We start from the raw sequence: 21,605 nt of genomic DNA, 5'->3' as shown, positions 1-21,605 counted from the left end.
TGGTATAAGAATAATTCCTGGTCGCTTAAGCTCATGTACGAGTTGCCTGAAGATTTTCATTTATTACGCATAGGCTCGTTCAACTCTTCCAATGAGGAACTCATTAAAGCACTTGATATAAAGAATAGAGTTACCAGACTACAAAACCTGAGTGACTCTGACCTAAAGCATTGTTATCAGAATGCTGAGGCTCTCCTTTTTCCATCATTGACAGAAGGCTTTGGATGGCCGGCTTTAGAAGCAGCACTGTGTGGTTGTCATGTAATTTCGAATGGCACGGGAGCGTTGAAAGAAATTTTTGAAAATACACAAGGTCTGGTGAAACTTGATGAGGCCAAAAGATTCTTGACGAATAACGATAAAGAGAGTGCCTCTTTGAACTATAAGTTTTGGAATGCTCAGGTTATAGAGCTAATCGCATGAAAATATTATTCGTACATCACAGATATCATACTAATCTTTTCAATTGGTTCAGAGGGTTTCGTCAGAATGGTCATGAGGTGAAACTGTTAGTGTATAAGCCAGATACTGTTAATCTTCCCGATCTTCCCGAGTCTGACTATTTGCCTCCTTCCAGATGGTCAATGCGTAAAATGGAAAGAAATCCTCGTAAGCGTGGTGACGGTGTAGATAGTTTTTCACCTTATTATTATCCGTCATTCAAGAGTCTCTATAGGTACTTTAAAGAGCAAAAACCAAAGCTGGTTGTGATCAGACCTGTTTTTTCTCGTTTCGGATATATGGTTCTTTTTTTATCCGTGCTATTTAGGTGCAGGATAGTGTTCCATAGTCGCATTAGAATTCACAGACACTACACTAAGCCGAAGTTGCTGGTATTTAAGTTTGTTTTGGGCATACTCAATGCCTATTGGATGTCTCCCTGCAAGGGAAACCCTGAAAAATATCCCCTTGCATCAAAGCGATTGGTCTATTTTCCTTTTCTAATACAACCCCAGGTTGAAAACAGAACTTACTTCAAAGGTGGGAAAGTCAACATCCTCTGCGTGGCTAAATACTATACCTCAAAAAACCCTGGACTCATGTTAGAAGCCTTCATAAAACTAAGGCAAGAGTTTGAGGATATTCGGTTAACCATTTGCGGAACAGGCGATGAAAACGGGGAATATTATGAAAGCATGGTGAAACGGAAGGAGGAGCTTCCATTTGCAGAAGATATCCGGTTATTAATCAACCAGCCACTAACTAGAATGTCCGGGCTTTACGCCTCCCATGACATTTTTGTGTTGCCTACCCGTCACGATCCGGCTTCATTCACTGTGTTAGAGGCTATGGCTCATGGATTGGCTGTTTTAACCACAGATGTTGATGGCTCTTCCGGCTATATCGAAGAGGGCAAGAATGGCTATATTATAAGGTCAGGAGATTTAATGCATTTAATAGAACGGGTAAAGGCAATAATTCAAGATAGACAAAGGCTGGAGAGTTTTGGGGAAAGATCATTGGATATGGTAAAGCTGTTGCATGAACCCGGACGTGTATCTGCAGATTTTATAAAAACAGTAGCGGGATGAACGTTTATATTTTTATATGGAATTTTGAAGTAGGCGGAGCACAAAAGTTTGTAATAAAGCTTGCGAATGCTCTTCATCGGAGAGGTGTTGGTGTGACGATGTTGGTAGCGAACCCCTCCGGGGCATTTCGTTCTCTTCTAAATCAGGAAGTGAAAATTGTTAAGTTTCAAATTCCCAAAACTAATAACCCTATAAAGATATGGAAGTGCTATAAACGACTGACTCAAATTTGTGAGCCCAATTCTATGTTTGTTGTCAATGGGCCAAATAACTTTAGACAACTAAGTAGGTTGAACCTCATATTTCGGCAATGGAATATTGTTGTGAGACTTCATAATGATATCGTAATTAAACCGTCATTTCTTTCTGTATTAAAAAGAATAGAGATGCGGCTTTTGTTTAATCAAAAGAAAGTGCGAGTTCTGGCAATGTCAGATAAGCAGTGTGAAAGTCACAGGGATATTTACAGGCTAAAAAGAATTCAGCATATACCAAATTTTTTTCCCGAGATCCAGTCTGACGAGGAAAATAGGCCTGACCCTCGTGAAGGGATAAAGGCTGTGTGTTTGGCTAGGTTTTCACCGGAGAAAGGATATCAGTATCTGATCCCTGCATTGGCGGAAATTAAAAGCGGGCTTCATGTAGATATTTATGGGGATGGCCCTATGAAAGAGGAATTGGTTGCTCTTGCCAGATCACTTAATTTATCTAATGTGTCCTTTTTGTCACCAGTTATAGAAGTAAATGATATACTGCCTAAATATCATTTTCTGATAATGCCCTCTACCTATGAAACTTTCGGCAATGTTATAATTGAAGCTTTTCGTCATGGGCTACCAGTAGTATCTACGGATTGTGATGGGCCATTGAATTTTGTTGTCAAAAACAAAAATGGTCTTTTGGCGGAAAAGGGAAACATAATAAGCCTAGCCAATAAGATAGATGAAATGTACTTGGCTATTCACAATAATGATTTCGATTCAGATACCATAAAGAATTCTGTTTCTGAGAAGTATAGTGAGGAATTTGTTATAAACTCTTATCTGAAGCTATTCAAATAGCAACCACATATGCTATTCAATTCCTTTGATTTTGCCATATTTCTTCCGGTAGTTTTTCTGCTGTACTGGTTTGTATTTAAGCACAGCTTAAGACTTCAGAACGCCCTGATTGTGGTGGCCAGTTATGTTTTCTATGGCTGGTGGGACTGGCGTTTTCTTTCTTTAATACTGTTTAGCACACTGGTCGATTTTCTGGTGGGCAAACAGCTTGGAAAAGAAGCAAAAGATAACAAGCGAAGGCTCTGGTTGTGGCTTAGTGTTGTGGTCAATCTGGGCTTTCTGGGCTTCTTCAAATACTTTAATTTCTTTCTGGAGAACTTCCAGGCTGCCTTTTCATTCTTCGGTTTTGAAATAGGAGGGCGAGCTCTTTCCATTGTGTTGCCGGTGGGAATCAGTTTTTATACCTTTCAGACGCTCAGCTACACCATCGATGTATACAAAAGGAAGCTGAAACCTACCCAGGACTTTATAGCTTTTGCTGCTTTTGTTAGCTTCTTTCCTCAGTTGGTAGCTGGTCCAATTGAGCGAGCAACTCACTTGCTCCCACAGTTTTATAGGAAGCGGCAATTTAGTTATCCGCTGGCTGCTAACGGTTGTCGTCAGATTCTTTGGGGCTTCTTTAAGAAACTGGTAATTGCCGATAATTGTGCAGAGTATGCCAACCTGATTTTCAACAACAGTGAATCCTATTCAGGAAGTACACTGTTCTTAGGAGCCTTGTTTTTTGCATTTCAGATTTATGGGGACTTTTCCGGTTACTCGGATATTGCCATTGGTACTTCCAGACTATTTGGTTTTGACCTGATGAAGAATTTTGCGTTTCCGTATTTCTCGAGAGACATAGCCGAATTCTGGCGAAGATGGCATATTTCACTTTCCACCTGGTTCAGAGACTATGTCTATATTCCTTTAGGTGGCAGCAGGGGTTCAAAGTGGGGGCAAGTCAGAAATGTCTTTATCATATTTCTGGTGAGTGGCTTTTGGCATGGAGCCAACTGGACCTTTATGGTCTGGGGTGGACTAAACGCTTTATACTTTCTTCCTCTGTTTTTACTCAAGCTCAATAGGTCTAATATGGAGGTGGTGGCCGAGAGAAGCTCTTTTCCATCGGCCAAAGAACTACTACAAATGGGGATAACCTTCATTTTAACAGTTCTGGCATGGGTATCCTTTAGAGCTGAGGACATCGCTCACGCCTGGCAGATTTATGCAGGTATTTTCGACTCTACACTGTTTACAGTTCCAAGGGAGGTGCTTTCCAGCAAACTTTTGATGTGTATTGTTTTAGTCCTTTTCTTTGTTTTTGTAGAGTGGTTGGGGAGAAGAAGAGAGTTTGCGATTGAATATCTGTTGGAGGCACACCCTCGTTGGTTGAGGTGGTCTTGGTATATATTTCTAATCTTCCTGATGGGTATGTTTATGCAAACCGAAGAGACACCGTTTATCTATTTTCAATTCTGATGAAGGTATTTCTTAAGCGCATATTGATTTTCTTTTTGGTGGCTATTCCGGGGTATTGTGTAATTCTGGTAGCTTGGTCCAACTTAATTCCTTTTGAGGCATTTAAGAAAAACATGAACTACAAGATGGGAAGCTATGGGCACATGTATACAAGAACCAATGAAGCAAACAATATACAGAAGACAGACGTTTTGGTATTGGGTTCTTCACATGCCTACAGGGGCTTTGACCCAAGAATATTTAAGAATGAAGGAATCGAACTATTCAACCTTGGATCGAGCAACCAGACTCCCCGACAAGGGTTGGTTCTTTTAAAAGAGTATTTAAACCAAGTGAAGCCTGAGCTAGTGATTTATGAGGTTTATCCCGGTATTTTTCAGCAAGATGGTTTAGAATCTACCTTAGATATTTTGGCCAATGGCCCATTTTCCTGGCCTGTTGCTACGTTGGCTTTTAAAGCCAATCATATTAAAGCATACAATGCTCTTATTAATCGTGCATTTCTGCAGTTTTGTGGAACTTATGAGTCTTACAATGAGCCTTTAGTAAAACCCAAAGACGGGGATACATATGTAAGGGGAGGGTATGTTCAAAAAGATGATAGTTATGTTCGAGCACAGAGCATTAAGAATGCGTATTCATGGAATATTCGTCAAGACCAGTGGAGTTATTTTCTAGAAATTGTCGAATTACTAAAAAAGGAGAAAGTAGAGCTTTTGATGGTACAATCCCCAATAGACTCCACCTATTTTGAGAATATACTTAATAATGATGAAGTGGATAGTCGTTTTAGTGGTCTGGGGAACTACATTAACTTTAGTCGGCTCATGAAACTGCACTATAAAGAAGACCTTTATGACCTGCATCATTTAAAACAAAGCGGTGTGGAGAAGTTCAACAAGGTTTTGATTGAAACTTTAATGGAGGAAGGGTATTTGAAGTGAAAATTCTATTTGTTCAAAAGGAGGGAGGCATATTTGGCGCAGAGAACTACCAGCTCAAAGTAATTCCCGGGCTAATGGCTAAAGGAGTTGAAGTGGAGTTCCTTAGACTATATACAGATTATCAAGGTGGCAAAGGAGGAGTATTTATCGAAAGGCTAAACGCTTTAGGTGTCAAAACTTTTGAAGTAAACATTGGGAAATACCCAACCCCACGGGTACTTAAGAAGATAAAGAAAATTGCCAACGGTGGTAACTACGATATAGTACATACCCATCTGATTCACGCAGATTTACACTTAGCGCTGATAAAGACCTTTATGAAGTTAGAACCCGCGTTGGTTTCAACCAAACATGGGTATGATAACACCTTCACGTCTAAGTTTGGTTTTGATGCTACTAAACAATCGAGCACCCCGTATTTTCTTATAAGCAAATGGGCCGAGAAGCGAATGTGTGCTTCTTTTACAATTTCGAATGGTTTACGAAATTTCTTTATTGCCACGGGATTAACCAAACCCGAGAAAATGAGGCTAATTCACTATGGCTTTGATATGCCTGATAATTATCTGTATAAAGGTAAAAAAGAGTTTAAAAAAGCCTCCAAGCAGGTGATTATTGCCGGTAGGCTAGTAGCCTTTAAAGGGCATACGTTTCTTATAGAGGCCATGAAGATGGTAGTTAGGGTTTTTGGATCTGAGGTTAAGTTATTGATTGCAGGTACGGGAGCTCTGGAAGCTACTCTTAAAGAGCAGGTAGAAATACTTGGGCTATCTGAACATATCGATTTTCTGGGGTATAGTACAGAAGTTGGTGCATTGATGGCTAACTCCGATGCAGTAGTAGTACCTTCTATTTCAGAAGGATTCGGTGTGGTGTTTCTTGAAGCCTTCTCGGCCAAAACGCCTGTGATCGCGTGGGATGTTCCTGCAGGTAATGAGTTGATGGAGCATGGTAAAACAGGATATCTCGTTCAACCTTATGATGTGACCAGTCTGGGTCAGCAGATTATAAGCGTTTTGAACGACCCTGAAGGACAAACCTCCGTTACAGAAGCTGCATATGAAAAGCTAAAGTCTTATTTTAACCTGGAACGAATGGTGGATGAAACTATTTCCTTCTATAAAGATGCTCTTAGTTGAGTAACTGGGTATTGATAGCTGTGCTGCAATTACCTGTAATCACATAATGATGCTATTGATTCGAAAGGAAAATCATAAGTTTAACCAGTTAACTAACCCTCTAATTAACTAGTCTTTGGCTCCATTTGAGATACCGGGTTTAATTATTTCGATAGTCTTTTTTTCATTGATTATCTATTTGGTTGGTCAGCGTAATGTGCCTGCCCAGTTTCGGAACATAGTATCCGGTACAATTCTGATTAGAATATTTGCGGTTTTAGCCTACGCATTGGTTGTTTTTGGGTTGTACGGAGGAGCTGGAGATCCTGTGGTTTATTTTAGATGGGGGCAGCGCTTTGCTGAGTATTTCAGGCAATTTGATTTATCTCCCTTTTTCGATAGAGATGTTTGGAGAGGGCCGGCTTTCGCAGGAACCAACTTTGTAGGGTACCCCGCAGCCTTGGCCATATTACTTGTTGGAGAAAGCTTTCGGGGTACATGGTTGCTATACTCGGCTCTTTGCGTAGTTGGATTGCTCTATTTTGCCAAAGTGTTCTATAGGGCCTATGGTGGAGCAGAATACAAAACATACCTCTATATTCTTTTATTGTACCCTTCACTTTGGTTTTGGACAGCTAATGTGAGTAAAGATACGTGGATGGTTTTTGGCGTGGCAGTCTTCCTCACCGGGATGGTAGATAAAGGCAGAAAGCAGAACATTTATGTAATGGCTTTCGGCCTTTTGTGGTGCTATCTTGTTAGACCACAGTTGGCAGCTATGCTTGCTTTTGCTCTAGCCGGAGCATACTTCTTAGGAACCTTGAAGAAGCTAACCTTTAAAAATGTTTTCATTCTTGTTCTCTCTGTAGTGGGAGCGTTTTATTTTCTTTCTGTGGTAGGAGTTGAAGACGTTACCGAGGTAACTGATTTTGCTGAGCAAACACAAAGAAAATCTTCCTACGGAGGGAGTGAAATTTCTCTGTCACAGGGGCCATTAAAGTTTATTCAGGCTCCTGTCAATATTTTGCTCAGACCCTTCCCTTGGGAAGTCGGAGGGTTTCTTCAGATAATAAGCTTTTTCGATGTCTACTTCATATGGTATCTGGCTTTTAGGAATTGGCGGGCAGTAAGAAGATCCTTTTCTATGATCCGAAAGGATAGACTGATTGCGTTCTGTTTTATTTTCATAGGTCTTTTTGCTGTGGGTGCGGGTTTAGCACTGGTGAACTTGGGGCTAATTGCACGGCAACGTATTATTCTATACCCGTTTATGTTCATGATTATATATGCTTACAGTGATAAACGGATTGCCTTTTTGAGAAAGAAAAGAAGAGAAGAGCAAGAAAAACGATATCAGGAAATTGCAGAACTTCAGAAAGCCTAAATTTTTACTTATTGGAGGCTTTGCTTCCTCCTTAATCAATTTTAGAGGGCCATTGCTCAAAAGGCTGGTACAAGACTTTGAAGTGTATGCAGCAGCCCCTTTTATAGATGAAGATACCCGAAGTAAGGTAGAAGCCATTGGAGCAAAATGCGTATCTAACTCTTTTGAAAGAACAGGCCTAAACCCCATAAAAGACCTGAAGGCATTAATGGCCTTTAGAAAGCAGGTTAAGGCAATAAAACCTGATTATGTGCTGGCCTACACTATCAAGCCCGTTGTTTTTGGGTTAAAAGCCGCTAAGTTCAGAAACGTGAAACGATTTGCCCTAATAACTGGTAAAGGGTCTGGTTTTGATGAGAGTAGTTTCAAGTCCAGAACCATTGCCAAGTTGGTCAAAAAATTGTATCGAGATACCTTGAAATCGGTTGATGGGGTGATATTTCAAAACAAGGACGATAAAGATTTTTTTGTTCAGCATAAACTGGTCGGTCATGTAAACAGGGTGGAGGTAATTGAAGGAACAGGAGTAGACCTAGAATACTATCGTCTAAAAAGTAAGCCCTCCATACCTGAAAAGGTTAAGTTTCTTTTTATTGCTCGTTTGATCAAAGAGAAAGGAATACCGGAGCTTGTTGAGGCAAGTGAGATTTTGCGTAAAAAAGGACATGCTTTTGAGGTACAGCTCTTAGGCTGGATTGATCCTAATCCCGGAGGAATATCCAAAGCAGAGATCGATAGCTTACACAATTCTGGAGTTATAAATTACCTGGGCACTACCAGTGACGTAAGGTCATATATTGAAGCGGCTGACGTTTTTGTGCTACCCAGCTATTATAATGAGGGGCTTCCAAGAACCATTCAAGAGGCCATGGCCATGAAAAAACCGATTATTACTACAGATCATCCCGGTTGTAGAGAAACAGTCGAAGAACACAGAAATGGATTTCTTGTCCCCGTAAAGGACGCAAAGGCTCTAGCAAATGCTATGGCTTATTTTATGGAACAACCCGATCAGGTTCTGAAAATGGGAGCGGAAAGCTATGAAATAGCGAAAGAAAGGTTCGATGTCAATAAGATTAATGAGCGTTTGCTTAACTTCATGGAGTTAAATGATGTATAGGCATTTTTTTAAAAGAGCTTTTGATTTTGTGGCTGCCCTGGCAGCCTTTTTATTGCTGAGTCCTGTTTTTATACTCACCACCGCGCTGCTAACTCTAGCCAATGCCGGAAAACCCTTCTTTTTTCAACTTAGGCCGGGTAAATATGGCGAAGTATTTCGCATCTATAAGTTCAAAACCATGAACGATAAGAAAGACTCATTCGGGAATTTATTACCCGATGCGCAACGACTTACCAAAATTGGCCAGTTGGTGAGAAAACTGTCTCTTGATGAAATCCCACAGTTGCTTAATGTAATAAAAGGCGATATGTCGCTGGTTGGACCAAGACCTTTGCTGGTAGAGTATCTGCCATTGTACAATGAACAGCAGGCAAAAAGGCACAATGTAAAACCCGGTATTACAGGGTGGGCACAAGTGAATGGTAGAAATAGCCTCGATTGGCCGGCAAAGTTTGAATTAGATGTTTGGTACGTTGAACATCTATCCTTTTGGTTAGATATTAAAATCCTATTTTTGACTGTCAAGAAGGTTTTTGTGAGGGAGGGAATAAGCTCCAACAGCTCAGTGACAATGGAAAAGTTTAAAGGAAACGAATCATGATTCTTATAGGTGCCTCAGGCCATGCAAAAGTAATCATCGATATTCTTGAGAAGAATGACGAGGCAGTTGAGTATTTGCTTGATGCCAATCCGAATATAAAGGAGTTGGCGGGCTACGAAGTTATAACAGATACTGGCCACAACTATGCTTTAGATAAACAGTACATCATTTCTATAGGTGCGAATAGTATCCGGCAAAAGATTGCCGGCCTTCATAACTTGACCTATGGGTGGGCCATTCACCCTTCGGCAATTCTAGGCGATGATGTTTCTATTGGACAAGGTACGGTTATAATGGCCGGGGCCGTGATCAATTCCTCAACACAAATCGGGAATCATGCCATTATTAATACTTCTGCTTCGGTAGATCATGATTGTAAGATTGGTGATTATGTTCACATCAGTCCAAATGCCACCCTTTGTGGAACGGTGGAGGTGGGAGAGGGCACACAGGTGGGCGCAGGTGCAACTATAATCCCTAACCTTAAAATAGGTAAATGGGCTACTATTGGAGCAGGAGCGGTAATCATCAGTAATGTGCCAGACCATGCTGTGGTAGTAGGTAATCCGGGACGAGTGATTAGATTGAATAATGGAGAAGAGTAAGATTTGGCTGTCATCTCCCCACATGGCCGGGAATGAACAGAAGTATGTGGCATCGGCTTTCGAGTCTAACTGGATTGCTCCGTTAGGGCCTTTGGTCGATAAGTTCGAAGAAGTCTTGTCTGGTTATGTTGGGGTGGCTCATTGCGCAGCCCTTAGCAGTGGTACAGCGGCTATTCACCTGGCCTTAGAGATATTGGGCGTTGGCCCTGGCGATGATGTAATTGTGCAGTCCTTTACCTTTTGCGGATCCATAAACCCTGTGTTGTACCAAAAGGCCAATCCCGTTTTGGTAGATAGTGATCCCGAAACCTGGAATATGGACCCTGAATTACTGCGTGAGGTAATACTGCACCGGATTAAGACGACCGGAAAGCGACCTAAAGCCGTAATTCCAGTGCACTTGTATGGCATGCCGGCCAGAATAGATGAAATCTTAGAGGTTTGTCGTGAATTTGAGATTGCCGTAATAGAAGATGCAGCCGAGGCACTCGGGTCAAGCTATAAAGGACAAAAACTCGGCAGCTTTGGCGACTTCGGTATACTGTCGTTTAATGGGAATAAAATTATTACTACCTCAGGAGGAGGCGCTTTGCTGTCACCTAACAAAGATCGGATTATTAAGGCCCGTTTTTTATCAACCCAGGCGCGCGATCAGGCAGTACACTATCAACACAGTGAGTTGGGATATAATTACCGTCTCTCCAATGTACTGGCCGGAATAGGCGTAGGGCAAATGGAGTTATTGGAACAATTTGTAGCGCTCAGGCGCAAGAATTTCAACTTCTATTGCCAGCTTTTTGATGGCAGCCCGGTCACGGTTCATAAAGAGAGTTCAGACCAGTCATTTTCAAATCACTGGCTAACCACTGTGGTTTTTCCCAAGGACCATGAAAAATTGAACAAAGAAGTTTTCATGCAAGCATTTTTGGAAGAAAATATTGAATCGAGGCCTTTGTGGAAACCAATGCATATGCAACCCCTCTATAAAGGAGCCGAAATGCATGGTGGTGCTGTATGCCACGATTTATTTCAACGCGGATTATGCTTACCTTCAGGTTCTAATTTAACCAATGCCGATCGCGATAGAATAGCATCAGTAGTTCGAAAAGTGTTGAGAAATGCTCAATAAGTTTAAAACCCTTAATGTTCTGCCAAGATGGATTATTGTGATGATCGATCTTACCATATTCTCTTTGGCAGCACTTATTGGGTACTTGCTTCGACTCAATTTTCAAATTGATGAACTTTATGAGTTCGACTTTTTGCGTGGTATAGCCATTTACACCATTTCCGGCCTTATTGCCTCGCTGCTTACCCGTAGTTTTGCCGGAATTATCAGATATACCGGTATTCAGGATACTTTAAGAGTTCTATATGCCAACCTGGTTTCTTTACTTATTGTATTTGCCATTAATTACCTTTCTGAAAATGCCCTACCATATTCAGTTGCACTCATAGCTTTTCTTGTTTCACTGGTTATATCCATTAGTTATCGTTTACTGGTTAAAGAACTGTTCGCCTTTTATAGAACAGTGCCCAAGAGCCAGCGTAAAATACTTATTATGGGAGCCGGCCGATCCGGTATGATTACCAAGCAACTACTGGATAATGACACCCGGTCTAATGTTAAAGTAGTGGGCTTTCTGGAAGACAACCCCAGAAAAATTGGTAATGTAATTGGCGGGGTAAGGATTTTTTCAGCCAAAGATGAGTTCGAAAAAGTAGTGATTAAACATAATCCCACAGAACTAATATTGGCAGCTACCAAGCTTTCGTTGGAGCGTAAAAACGATTTGGTAGACCGTTGTCTGGAGTTTGGAATTAAGGTTACCAGTGTTCCTTCTGCCGACCAATGGATTGGTGGAGAGTTCGATATCAACCAGATCAAAGAGGTGAAAATTGAGGACTTGCTGGGCAGAAACGCCATTGTGCTCAAGAATAAGTTCATTAGCAAGCAGCTCAACGATAAGTGTATTCTCATTACCGGGGCTGCAGGCTCGATAGGAAGCGAAATTGTGCGTCAGGTTGTACGTTATTCGCCTGCCAAGGTAATTTTGCTCGACCAGTCTGAAACCGGTTTGTTTGAAATTGAGAATGAGATTAGAGGGCTCAAGAAGATGGGTGAAGATCTTATCTCGTTTGTGGCGGACATCACCAATACTAACCGACTTAAGGAATGCTTTTCACGCTTCAGACCTCAGGTAATCTTTCATGCTGCTGCCTATAAACATGTGCCCATGATGGAGCTAAATGTTCCGGAGGCTGTATGTTGCAATGTGCTGGGTACCAGAAATCTGGCAGACCTTTCGGTAGAGTTCGATGTGGAAAAGTTTGTGATGATTTCAACCGATAAGGCTGTTAACCCCACCAGTGTAATGGGAGCCACCAAACGAGCGGCAGAGGTATATGTACAAAGCCTTAATGAATTTTTGGTAAGTATAGATTCCGGTTCAACAAAGTTTATTACAACGCGATTTGGTAATGTGCTGGGGTCAAATGGATCGGTAATTCCCATATTCAAAAAACAGATTCAGGCTGGCGGACCAATTACGGTTACCCATCCTGAAATTACCAGGTATTTTATGACCATCCCGGAAGCTTGTAGCCTTGTGTTGGAGGCTGCTACCATGGGAGATGGAGGAGAAATTTTTGTCTTTGATATGGGTAAGTCCGTTAAGATTGTTGATCTGGCCAGGCGTATGATCCAGCTTTCCGGGCTAGTAGAGGGCAAAGACATCGATATAGTTTTTACCGGCCTAAGGCCCGGAGAAAAGCTCTACGAGGAGCTACTCGATGATAACGAGAACAACCTGGCCACTCATAATCCCAAAATAATGATCGCCCAAACCCGTAAACTGGACTTTAAGATGGTTAAGGAGTGTCTTGATCGTTTGGACGAATTGGCAACATTTAGCGAAGGTTATGCCTTCAGTGATGTGGAAATAGTCCGTGTTCTTAAGTCTATGCTCACCGAATATAAGAGTAAGGCCTCTAAGTTTGAATCACTGGACTAAGACACTATTTCCGATACCTCTCAATCTCGCAAGGGTATCTGTCATAGCTAAAGCCCTCTATTCAACAAAGCACAAACAATCTGGATCGAAGAATAATTGATCTGATGTCCGGCCCGATTTCCAGGGCTGGCTGCGCGAAAAGATTATCTAAACTTAGGTTTCTTTCTGGATGGGGAGAAGAGTTCTCCAAGGAAGTTATCAGGTAAGTACATCTCCAATCTTAATGAGAAGATATAATAAGCATCGTTGTTTTCTCTACCTCTTATAGCCCCTTTCTGCCGGGCGGTATAACCACCTTCAACCGATCTGTCATATACCTGAACAGCAATATCTGCCATTGGTGAGCCCGGCCCACCATTCCATTCTATGATTTCATCTCGGCTCGGATAAAAGGTTGCCACATCGTCAAGGTAATCAGTAAAGGTAAACCTTCTGGCACCTTCAATAAGAATATCGATGTACTGGTTGGCTTTTAACCTAACTCCAATACCAAATGGAATTACGGTTACATTTTTAGGATAAGAACTAACTGGTGCAGCTTCTTCTGTTTGAATTTCCCAAAGCCTTACGGTGTAATTGCCTTCTTCTCCGGGAAGAAATGTCTTAGGACGGTTAGTAGAACGCCCAATACCAAACATCAGGTAAGGGTTAATAATTGGTCTTCTGGTATAACTTCCGTCAACAGGAATTAGGTTGAAAATGGCAAGGGCAGAAACTTCTAAGTTTTGCGATCTGAAATTCAAGTTTCTGATGTAGCGGTCGTCCTCATCTCCAACATCGGTACGATTACTGATTCGCTTTGAAATGAACCCAGACTTGCCTTCAGCATCACTTCCGCCTATCTGATACCAGTTTACGTCTACACGCAGTGAGAGCTGCGAACCGAACTTCTTTCTCAGGCCAACACCTAAACTTGGGCCCAGGGCAGACTGAAGACCATCATAAAAAACATCGTGCATGTCGCCATGATAGGTAGAAAAGCCTACTCCATAGGAGAACATCCATGTGCGATCTCTACGTCTGGAATAGAAGGATTGGGCGTTTGCAAGTTCAGTAAACGCTAAGATAATAAGTAAAGTGAAAGTGACCTTTTTCATCTTAAAGCTTATAGTAAAGCTAATTAACTTCTTATTGGGTTACAAACTATCTTAGCTGAGGCTCTACAAATTTATGATTATTTACTGTAAACGAAAAATCTCCAGCCAAATGACTGGAGATTTGTACACCCGGAAGGAGTCGAACCCTCAACCTCTGGAGCCGAAATCCAGCGCTCTATCCAGTTGAGCTACGGGTGCCTGCGCTTAAAAAAGTGCTTCTATTAAGCCAATGCCTGCTGCACTTTGGCAGCAGCATCTTTCAATAATATAGCCGATTCTACCGCCAAACCACTTTCATTGATGATCTGCGCAGCTTCTTCTGCATTAGTTCCTTGTAGTCTTACAATGATTGGAATGTTGATGTTGCCGATTTTCTTGTAGGCCTCAACCACTCCGTTGGCTACACGATCACAACGAACAATTCCTCCAAATATATTGATCAGAATGGCTTTTACGTTAGGATCTTGCATAATTATTCTAAAGCCTGCTTCCACAGTTTCTGCGTTTGCGGTTCCCCCAACATCCAGAAAGTTAGCCGGTTCACCACCGGAAAGCTTAATAATGTCCATAGTTGCCATGGCAAGTCCTGCTCCGTTCACCATACAGCCTACGTTACCATCTAACTTCACATAGCTCAGTCCGTACTTGCCTGCTTCTACTTCTGCCGGATCTTCCTCCGTTATGTCTCTCAGTTCGGCAAGATCTTTATGTCTGAAAAGTCCGTTATCGTCCAGGTTAACTTTGGCATCAACCGCCAAAATCTGGTTGTCAGATGTTTTTAGTACCGGGTTAATTTCAAACTGAGAGGCGTCAGAATCTTCATAGGCTTTGTAAAGGGCGTGAATGAATTTCACCATTTCTTTAAAGGCTTGTCCTTCCAGGCCTAGTTGAAAGGCTACTTTTCTCGACTGAAAGCCTTGCAAGCCCACTCGCGGGTCTATCCACTCTTTAATAATTTTCTCTGGAGTTTCTTCGGCTACAGCCTCAATGTCCATTCCACCTTCAGTAGAAGCCATAATTACATTGCAGCCTTTGGCTCTGTCTAACAATATAGACAAGTAGTATTCTTTGGGCTCAGAATCGCCAGGATAGTAAACGTCCTGAGCGATCAATACTTTGTTTACTTTTTTACCCTCTGCTCCGGTCTGGTGAGTTACCAAAGTTCCTCCCAAAATGGCTTCAGCCTTAGGGCCAACCTCATCGAGGCTTTTGGCCAGTACCACACCATTAGAGCCAGTTTCTTGTATCTTACCTTTCCCACGGCCTCCCGCATGAATCTGAGCTTTCACCACGTACCAAGAGGTTCCGGTTTGTTCGTTGAGCTTTTTAGCAGCCTGAGTGGCTTCTTCTGGCGTGTTTGCAACTATGCCTTCCTGAATTTTTACCCCGTATCCTTTAAGTAATTCTTTTGCTTGGTACTCGTGAATATTCATGATGCTTTTAAATTTGGTGCGAAGCTAAATCTTTGGGCCTATAATAACAAGTGAATTTCGTTTATTAGAAGTTTGTTGCTGCTCTGTTTAGATTCGATTCATTATGTTTGGGATGTATGGCAGAAATTATCCTTAAGGCACAGAATATTTCCAAGGCCTATAACAACCTTCAGGTTCTCAAGAAGATCGATCTGGAGATTGCCGATCGAGAAGTGGTTTCCATTGTTGGTGCCTCGGGAGCGGGCAAAAGTACCTTGTTGCATATTTTGGGCACCTTAGATAGGCCCGATCAGGGCACTTTGAATATAGTAGGGCAAAATGTACTTGCTCTTTCTGCCGCCAAACTGGCCAGGTTTAGAAACAGCGAGATTGGATTTGTATTTCAGTTTCATAATCTGCTGCCTGAATTTTCGGCTTTGGAGAATGTATGTCTTCCCGGTTTTATTTCCGGTCTTTCTGAAAAAGAAGTGAGGCAGCGAGCGTTGAACTTGCTAGAAATACTGGGCTTGGCCGATAGGGCTACGCACCGACCTTCCGAACTTTCGGGGGGTGAACAGCAGCGAGTATCTGTGGCTCGTTCGCTCATCAACGACCCCAAAGTGATTTTTGCCGATGAGCCAAGTGGAAACCTTGATTCTAAAAATGCGGAATCATTGCATAAACTGTTTTTCGACCTTCGCGACAGGTTCAAAAAAACGTTTGTGATTGTTACACACAACCAAGCTTTGGCTGAGTTATCTGATCGGCAGATCGAGATTAAAGACGGACTTATCGCGTCATCTTAATTACCTTACAACGGATTGATGATTTACCGTATAGCGATTTAGGTAAATAGAATCCCAAACGAAACCCAATCCTAAGGTATGAGTCGTTGCCGCCATCACCTCGGGGAGTGCCTGCCGCAACGGGAGCCACCGGAGGGTTAAGCGCGGCCCTTGGGTCGGACAATAATCCGAGGGTATTGGCATCTACACCATTGGTTTCTGAGAAAGAAGAAGGGTCTCGGTATACCGTACTCACATCGTCTAAATAGCCCGTCATGGTAAGCGTATATTGAGCTTCTATTTGTAGATCTACATTTCTCGACATAAAAAAGTTGAATCCAAAACCAAGCGGAATAGCCAAGGCCAAACCTCCATACTGAACGCCTTCCAGCGAAAGGGGGCGAAGATCATAGGTGGTTCCCGCAAGTTCTGTTTTGGGGTTGTTGCTGGTAATGCCTATGCCCAAATGCAAGTAAGGGTTGGCAAAGGCCCTGTCTTTATACCCGGAGGCAGGGTGCCTGAAGGCGTAGTACAAGGCCTGGACGGTAAATTCTACGTTGGTAGCTTTGAAACTAAGGTTTCTCGTTTTGTTGGCCGGAAGTGGAGATAGAGAATCGTCAGCTTGAATTTTATATATGCTCAGGTTAGTTCTTATGGCAATCTGGTCGGTAAACAAATGTTCGTAACCTATCGTAGCGCTCAGGCCCGTCTGAAGCTTTGGGTCTTGTGCCCTTCGTAATTCTCCGAAATAGGTATTTAAACCAAAGCCGACAGAGGCTTTTGACAGTCGGTCAAAATCGCCTGTGGTTACATATTGTTGAGCGTGAATGCTAGTGTGAAGGCAAATGACCAACAGCAGCGGAACGAAAAATCTCATATTCTTCCGAAATGACAGGTTAGGACACAAATTTATCATTCGAACGTAGAAAATCGAGTTTTATTCGGTTTTTAATTGCGCAATCATATGCTCTATATGTTTTCGAGCCCCGAACAGGTCGGAATAGACGGCTGCAACTTGTTGTTTTGAGTCAATCAGGTAGGTTATTCGTTTGGGTATATTCACAATAGGCATGAGCGCACCATAGGCTTTACAAACATTTCCTGAAGGGTCGGAGAGAAGCTCAAAGGGTAGGTCGTGCTTTGCCCTGAATCTTTTATGAGTAGCTGGCGAATCTTTACTTATGCCAAATACATGAATGTTGAGGCCTTTGAAAATGTGATGTTGATCTCTGAAGCTACAGGCTTCTTCGGTACATCCGGGGGTAAAATCTTTCGGATAGAAGTATACAATGCAGGGTAGGTTTTCCGGTAGGCTAACCAAAACGTTCTCGCTATTCTTCAATTGGAAGGAAGGTGCTTTTTGACCAACTTTTAATGCCATATTTTATCGTTCAAAATTGAATAAGTGCATCTTTGTGCATGTTTTCAAAAGGGGTAATTTACATGATGTTGGCCACATTCGTTTTTGCTGTCATGAATGTGTTGGTAAAATATCTGCCTAACATCCCCGCAATAGAAATCATTCTTTTCAGGTCAATTGTTTCGTTTTTTATGTCGGGGGTAACCTTGCGAATCAAGAAAGTGCCTTTGTTGGGGAATAACAGAAAAGTTTTGCTCATCCGTGGTTTGGCCGGAGCCTTAGCTCTGATGATGTTCTTTACTACTTTGCAGGAAATACCGCTGGCCAGCGCGGTAACTCTTATGTTTCTGGGGCCAATTTTTACCACGCTTATTGGTATATGGGTGGTCGGTGAGAAGGTGAGCCCCATTCAGTGGTTGTTCTTTGCCTTGTCATTTGCCGGAATAGTTATGATTAAAGGGTTTGACCCAAGGGTGTCTCCATTTATGGCCTTGCTTGGGGTTGGCGCTGCATTTTTCTCAGGTGTGGCTTACAATATGATTCGAAAGCTCAAAACATCTGAACATCCGTTGGTAATCATCTTTTATTTTCCACTGGTTACTTTGCCTATAGTGGGGGTATACTCTGCTTTGCATTGGGTTCAACCGGAGGGTATCGAGTGGCTTCTTTTGCTTGGGGTAGGGGTATTGACTCAAATTGCCCAGTATTTCTTAACAGTCGCCTATCAGTCAGAAGAGCTGTCTAAAGTTTCGAATATTAATTTTATTGGTATTATCTATGCCCTCGGTTTTGGGTTTTTTCTGTTTGATGAAACCTTCAATGTATTGACTTACCTTGGCATGACGGCCGTAATGGCCGGGGTGGTATTAAATGTAATTTTCAAAAGCAAAAAGAAAAACCATGAAGCTGTACCAAATTGATTCTTTCACCCAGACTGTTTTTAGTGGAAATCCTGCCGGTGTATGTGTTTTAACCGAACCCTTAAGGGAGGATGAAATGCAGGCTATTGCCTCAGAAATGAATTTGTCGGAGACGGCATTTGTGGTGAAAAAAGAAGGTAGGTATGACTTGCGATGGTTTACTCCGGCTCGCGAAGTACCACTTTGCGGACATGCTACTCTGGCCTCGGCCTTCGTACTGTTTTCAGAAGGTTTTCATACAGCCGATGCTCCCATTGTGTTCGACACGCTGAGTGGTGAATTGGTAGTTAAACAGATGAGCGATGGTGCTCTGGAAATGAACTTTCCTTTAACAATGCCTTCGAGCTACAGCGGAGACCAACAGCATATCATTCAGTCTACATTTGGTCCTTCGGTGATTGATGTACTTGAGGTGCCCAACGAATTGATCGTGATTGTTGATTCTGTTCAAACCTTGGTGGGGTTAAACCCTTCAATGGATAATGTGGCTAGGCTGGCGGTAAATGGAGTTATGGTTTCAGCATGGGATGAAACAGGCACTTACGATTTTGCTTCGCGATACTTTGCTCCCAATCTGGGTATAAACGAAGACCCGGTTACCGGATTTATCCATACCATATTATCGCCTTACTGGGCTGTGAAAAAGGGACAAACGCAGTTCAAATGTTTGCAAGCCTCAAAAAGAAGGGGAGAACTTTTTGTTGAAACACTTAGTAACCGAACACTCATAAGAGGCTTTGCGGTCAAAGTTTTTGAAACGGAGCTTGCTATATAAAAATGGCAGCTTCTTTATAGGTCAATTTCCAACACGAATAGAAATTCAATCCTTCTTAAGAATAAAGGCTGTGCTGGCCGGGATGGTCATTACCCGACTGCTGCTTTTAAGGCCTTGTTCATTCACTTGGTTGCCATCGGCCACGAGTGTCCATTCACCGTCTGGCAGCTCAATGGTTTTGTTAAGTCCACTTCCGTTGAGTAACACCAATATCGTATGCCAGTTATCTCCATTAGCATTATTTTTTAACTGATAGGCCAGAAAGTTCTCTCCCTCGTAAGGCAAAAACTCAAGGTGTGCTTGAATTTGCGCGGTAGAGGTCATGCGAAAAGCCGGATGATTTTTTCTCAAGGCTATGAGTTGCTTGTAGTATTTAAAAACCTCTTTATACTTTTCTTTTCGCCTCCAGTCGAGCTGGTTGATGGAGTCAGGAGAGTTGTATGAGTTTTCTACTCCTTGTTTAGTTCGGAGAAATTCCATGCCGGCATGGAGAAACGGTACACCCTGAGAGGTGAGCACAATAGTTTCGGCCAGTTTGTGCATTTTAATACGCTCTTCTTCGCTGGCTGTAGGGTTAGAAATTTCTAGCTTGTCCCAAAGGGTATGGTTGTCATGGCAAGAAACATAACTAATGGTTTGACCGGGTTCTGCGGCCCATGGTGCCTTAGAGTAATTCACTTGAGAATAATCTATCTGAGGATGTTGGGTAGATGCTACTATACCAAATTTAATGCTCTCCTTTAGTCCGGCCCGCTGACTTACAAAGCCACCTTCTTCATGTTCAAAGACGCTTCCCTTCAGGCCATCGCGCAAGTCATCGCTAAATGCGGCCACATGATTTAGCTTGTATGTGTTTGCTTTAATTGCCTGTTGATCCTGAGGCAATGGCGATGCTCCGGCCGTCCACCCTTCGCCATAAACAAACAAGCTGGGGTCTATGGCCCTTACGGCTTCACTTACAGCATTCATGGTTTCAATATCATGAATGCCCATAAGATCGAAACGGAAGCCATCGAGGTGATATTCTTTGACCCAATACTGAACGGATTCAATAATGTATTTTCGCATCATGGCTCGTTCTGAGGCTGTTTCATTGCCGCAGGCAGAGGCATCGGAGAAGCCTCCTTCCTCATTTTGTCTGTAGTAATAGCGCGGAACAAGTTGGTTGAAGTTAGAATCTTCTGTTTCACCGGTGTGGTTATAAACAACGTCCAGAATAACCCGAATACCATTTTGGTGGAAGGCCTGCACCATTTCTTTAAATTCTTTGATACGAACAGCTCCGTCATAAGGATCGGAAGAAAAGCTACCTTCGGGCACGTTGTAATTGAGCGGATCGTAACCCCAGTTGTATTGAGGTTCGTTTAGCCGTGTTTCGTCTATGGATCGGTGATCGAAGGTGGGTAGCAGATGTACATGTGTAACCCCCAGTTCTTTTATATGGTCTAAACCGGTGGTCAGCCCCTGAGGGCTACGGGTTCCGGTCTCTATTAGCCCGGCATATTTACCCGGCCGACCGGATCCAGAAGAGGGGTGTATGGTCATATCGCGGATGTGCAACTCATAGATAATAATATCGGTGTAATTATTGAGAGCAGGTCTTTTGTCTAAGTCCCAGCCTTCCGGATCAGTTTCGTCCAGATCAACAATCATGCTGCGCCTTCCGTTTACCCCTACCGCAACGGCATATAGGTCGGGCTTTTCTTGCATCCATTGGCCTTCCTGATTCACCTGATAGGTATAGTATTTCCCTTTGAGGTTTCCCGAAACACTAAAGGTCCATGTTCCTTTTTCAGCCCGTTTCATGGCATAAGTGGCTTCAAGATTATCGCCATTACCCGAACTATATATCTTTAGACGCACCTCTTTTGCCGCAGGCGACCACAGCCTAAAGTGAGTAGCCGATTCGGTATAAGTGAATCCAAGGTCGCTACCTTCGTATACCGGATAGTCGGTTAAGTGTTCATAATGAGGTTGTTTTTCGCAAGAGAACATAATTAGAAGAATGCCGATGAGGAGGAAAGTCTTTGAATACATGGATGAATAAATTTAATGGGCGGTTTCTACCTCATTTTGCAATGAGGCTTCAGTGGTTTGGTCTTTTACTAAAAGCCACAGCGCGGCCGAAATGCCCAGGCAAATGGCACTAATAATGAAGATTACGTTTTTATTTTCGGACTGATCTATAAAGCCACCTAAGTAGGAAGCCACCAGCTGAGGTAACACTACTGAAAGATTAAAAAGCCCCATATAGAGCCCCATTTTGTTTTGATCTACGGTTTCGGACATTATGGCAAAGGGTAAACTAACTACCGCTGCCCAGCCAATGCCCAATACAACCATAAACCCAAAGAGTGCGGCTTGTGTATGACCAAACATAACAATAAGGAAGTAGCCCATAGCCATAATGGCTATA

General features: G+C 42.5%; 21 protein-coding genes and 1 tRNA gene. 15 read left to right on the top strand and 7 right to left on the bottom strand.

Going from position 1 to position 21,605, the window contains the following annotated elements; genetic code table 11:
• The 12 genes from B3763_RS14825 to B3763_RS14770 form a co-directional block, all read left to right on the top strand.
• On the top strand, positions 1-423 hold a 423-nt coding region (locus tag B3763_RS14825), incomplete at its 5' end, for a glycosyltransferase (protein ID WP_286747503.1).
• Positions 420-1,532: a glycosyltransferase family 4 protein gene (locus tag B3763_RS14820; protein WP_286747502.1), complete on the top strand. Its 1,113-nt coding sequence runs from the start codon at positions 420-422 to the stop codon at positions 1,530-1,532. The genes B3763_RS14825 and B3763_RS14820, both read left to right, overlap by 4 nt.
• Positions 1,529-2,593, top strand: a complete 1,065-nt coding sequence (locus B3763_RS14815) for a glycosyltransferase (protein ID WP_189630654.1) — start codon at positions 1,529-1,531, stop codon at positions 2,591-2,593. The genes B3763_RS14820 and B3763_RS14815 overlap by 4 nt, the downstream gene beginning before the upstream one ends.
• Positions 2,594-2,602: 9 nt before the next feature.
• Complete coding sequence (locus B3763_RS14810; RefSeq protein ID WP_286747501.1) at positions 2,603-4,054, top strand: MBOAT family O-acyltransferase; 1,452 nt, start codon at positions 2,603-2,605, stop codon at positions 4,052-4,054.
• Entirely contained in the window at positions 4,054-4,998 is a 945-nt protein-coding gene (locus B3763_RS14805) for a hypothetical protein (protein WP_286747500.1), read from the top strand. The genes B3763_RS14810 and B3763_RS14805 overlap by 1 nt, the downstream gene beginning before the upstream one ends.
• On the top strand, positions 4,995-6,137 hold the full coding sequence (locus B3763_RS14800) for a glycosyltransferase family 4 protein (protein WP_286747499.1): 1,143 nt from the start codon (positions 4,995-4,997) through the stop codon (positions 6,135-6,137). The genes B3763_RS14805 and B3763_RS14800 overlap by 4 nt, the downstream gene beginning before the upstream one ends.
• Positions 6,138-6,252: 115 nt before the next feature.
• Entirely contained in the window at positions 6,253-7,500 is a 1,248-nt protein-coding gene (locus B3763_RS14795) for a hypothetical protein (RefSeq protein ID WP_286747498.1), read from the top strand.
• Entirely contained in the window at positions 7,478-8,620 is a 1,143-nt protein-coding gene (locus B3763_RS14790; RefSeq protein ID WP_286747497.1) for a glycosyltransferase family 4 protein, read from the top strand. The genes B3763_RS14795 and B3763_RS14790 overlap by 23 nt, the downstream gene beginning before the upstream one ends.
• Positions 8,613-9,221: a sugar transferase gene (locus B3763_RS14785; protein ID WP_286747504.1), complete on the top strand. Its 609-nt coding sequence runs from the start codon at positions 8,613-8,615 to the stop codon at positions 9,219-9,221. The genes B3763_RS14790 and B3763_RS14785 overlap by 8 nt, the downstream gene beginning before the upstream one ends.
• The gene (locus tag B3763_RS14780) at positions 9,218-9,826 is read left to right on the top strand and encodes an acetyltransferase (protein ID WP_189630660.1); all 609 of its coding nucleotides are present in this window, start codon (positions 9,218-9,220) and stop codon (positions 9,824-9,826) included. The genes B3763_RS14785 and B3763_RS14780 overlap by 4 nt, the downstream gene beginning before the upstream one ends.
• Positions 9,813-10,955, top strand: a complete 1,143-nt coding sequence (locus B3763_RS14775) for a DegT/DnrJ/EryC1/StrS family aminotransferase (protein ID WP_286747496.1) — start codon at positions 9,813-9,815, stop codon at positions 10,953-10,955. Before B3763_RS14780 ends, B3763_RS14775 begins: the two co-directional genes overlap by 14 nt.
• Positions 10,945-12,840: a nucleoside-diphosphate sugar epimerase/dehydratase gene (locus tag B3763_RS14770; RefSeq protein WP_189630662.1), complete on the top strand. Its 1,896-nt coding sequence runs from the start codon at positions 10,945-10,947 to the stop codon at positions 12,838-12,840. Before B3763_RS14775 ends, B3763_RS14770 begins: the two co-directional genes overlap by 11 nt.
• Positions 12,841-12,983: 143 nt before the next feature.
• Here B3763_RS14770 and B3763_RS14765 read toward each other — a convergent pair whose 3' ends face one another.
• The 3 genes from B3763_RS14765 to sucC form a co-directional block, all read right to left on the bottom strand.
• The gene (locus B3763_RS14765) at positions 12,984-13,937 is read right to left on the bottom strand and encodes a hypothetical protein (protein ID WP_189630663.1); all 954 of its coding nucleotides are present in this window, start codon (positions 13,935-13,937) and stop codon (positions 12,984-12,986) included.
• Between the two features lie 124 nt (positions 13,938-14,061).
• Positions 14,062-14,135: transfer RNA gene (locus B3763_RS14760), tRNA-Arg, on the bottom strand.
• 23 nt (positions 14,136-14,158) lie between these two features.
• Positions 14,159-15,370 (bottom strand): ADP-forming succinate--CoA ligase subunit beta, encoded by a 1,212-nt coding sequence (gene sucC / locus B3763_RS14755; protein WP_189630664.1) that lies wholly within the window; start codon positions 15,368-15,370, stop codon positions 14,159-14,161.
• 116 nt (positions 15,371-15,486) lie between these two features.
• Between sucC and B3763_RS14750 the strand changes: the two genes are divergently transcribed.
• Positions 15,487-16,155 (top strand): ABC transporter ATP-binding protein, encoded by a 669-nt coding sequence (locus tag B3763_RS14750; protein ID WP_189630665.1) that lies wholly within the window; start codon positions 15,487-15,489, stop codon positions 16,153-16,155.
• Here B3763_RS14750 and B3763_RS14745 read toward each other — a convergent pair.
• Both B3763_RS14745 and B3763_RS14740 read right to left on the bottom strand, forming a co-directional pair.
• A complete protein-coding gene (locus tag B3763_RS14745) occupies positions 16,139-17,011 on the bottom strand; it encodes a hypothetical protein (RefSeq protein WP_286747495.1) in 873 nt (290 codons plus the stop codon). The two genes, B3763_RS14750 and B3763_RS14745, sit on opposite strands and share 17 nt — an antisense overlap.
• Before the next feature lie 60 nt (positions 17,012-17,071).
• A complete protein-coding gene (locus B3763_RS14740) occupies positions 17,072-17,515 on the bottom strand; it encodes a peroxiredoxin (RefSeq protein WP_286747494.1) in 444 nt (147 codons plus the stop codon).
• A gap of 38 nt (positions 17,516-17,553) precedes the next feature.
• On the opposite strand from B3763_RS14740, the gene B3763_RS14735 reads away from it, so the two are divergent.
• Positions 17,554-18,414 (top strand): DMT family transporter, encoded by an 861-nt coding sequence (locus B3763_RS14735; RefSeq protein ID WP_229838676.1) that lies wholly within the window; start codon positions 17,554-17,556, stop codon positions 18,412-18,414.
• Positions 18,395-19,189 (top strand): PhzF family phenazine biosynthesis protein, encoded by a 795-nt coding sequence (locus B3763_RS14730; RefSeq protein ID WP_286747493.1) that lies wholly within the window; start codon positions 18,395-18,397, stop codon positions 19,187-19,189. Before B3763_RS14735 ends, B3763_RS14730 begins: the two co-directional genes overlap by 20 nt.
• Before the next feature lie 45 nt (positions 19,190-19,234).
• Here B3763_RS14730 and pulA read toward each other — a convergent pair whose 3' ends face one another.
• On the bottom strand, positions 19,235-21,226 hold the full coding sequence (pulA, locus tag B3763_RS14725; RefSeq protein WP_286747492.1) for a type I pullulanase: 1,992 nt from the start codon (positions 21,224-21,226) through the stop codon (positions 19,235-19,237).
• Between the two features lie 12 nt (positions 21,227-21,238).
• Positions 21,239-21,605, bottom strand: a 367-nt coding sequence (locus B3763_RS14720) for an MFS transporter (RefSeq protein ID WP_286747491.1), incomplete at its 5' end; no start/stop codon positions are given.

Source organism: Roseivirga sp. UBA1976, assembly GCF_002336325.1.
GTDB lineage: Bacteria > Bacteroidota > Bacteroidia > Cytophagales > Cyclobacteriaceae > Roseivirga > Roseivirga thermotolerans.
The sequence above is the reverse complement of the archived record's forward strand: the minus strand, read 5'-3'. Positions and strand labels throughout refer to the sequence as shown.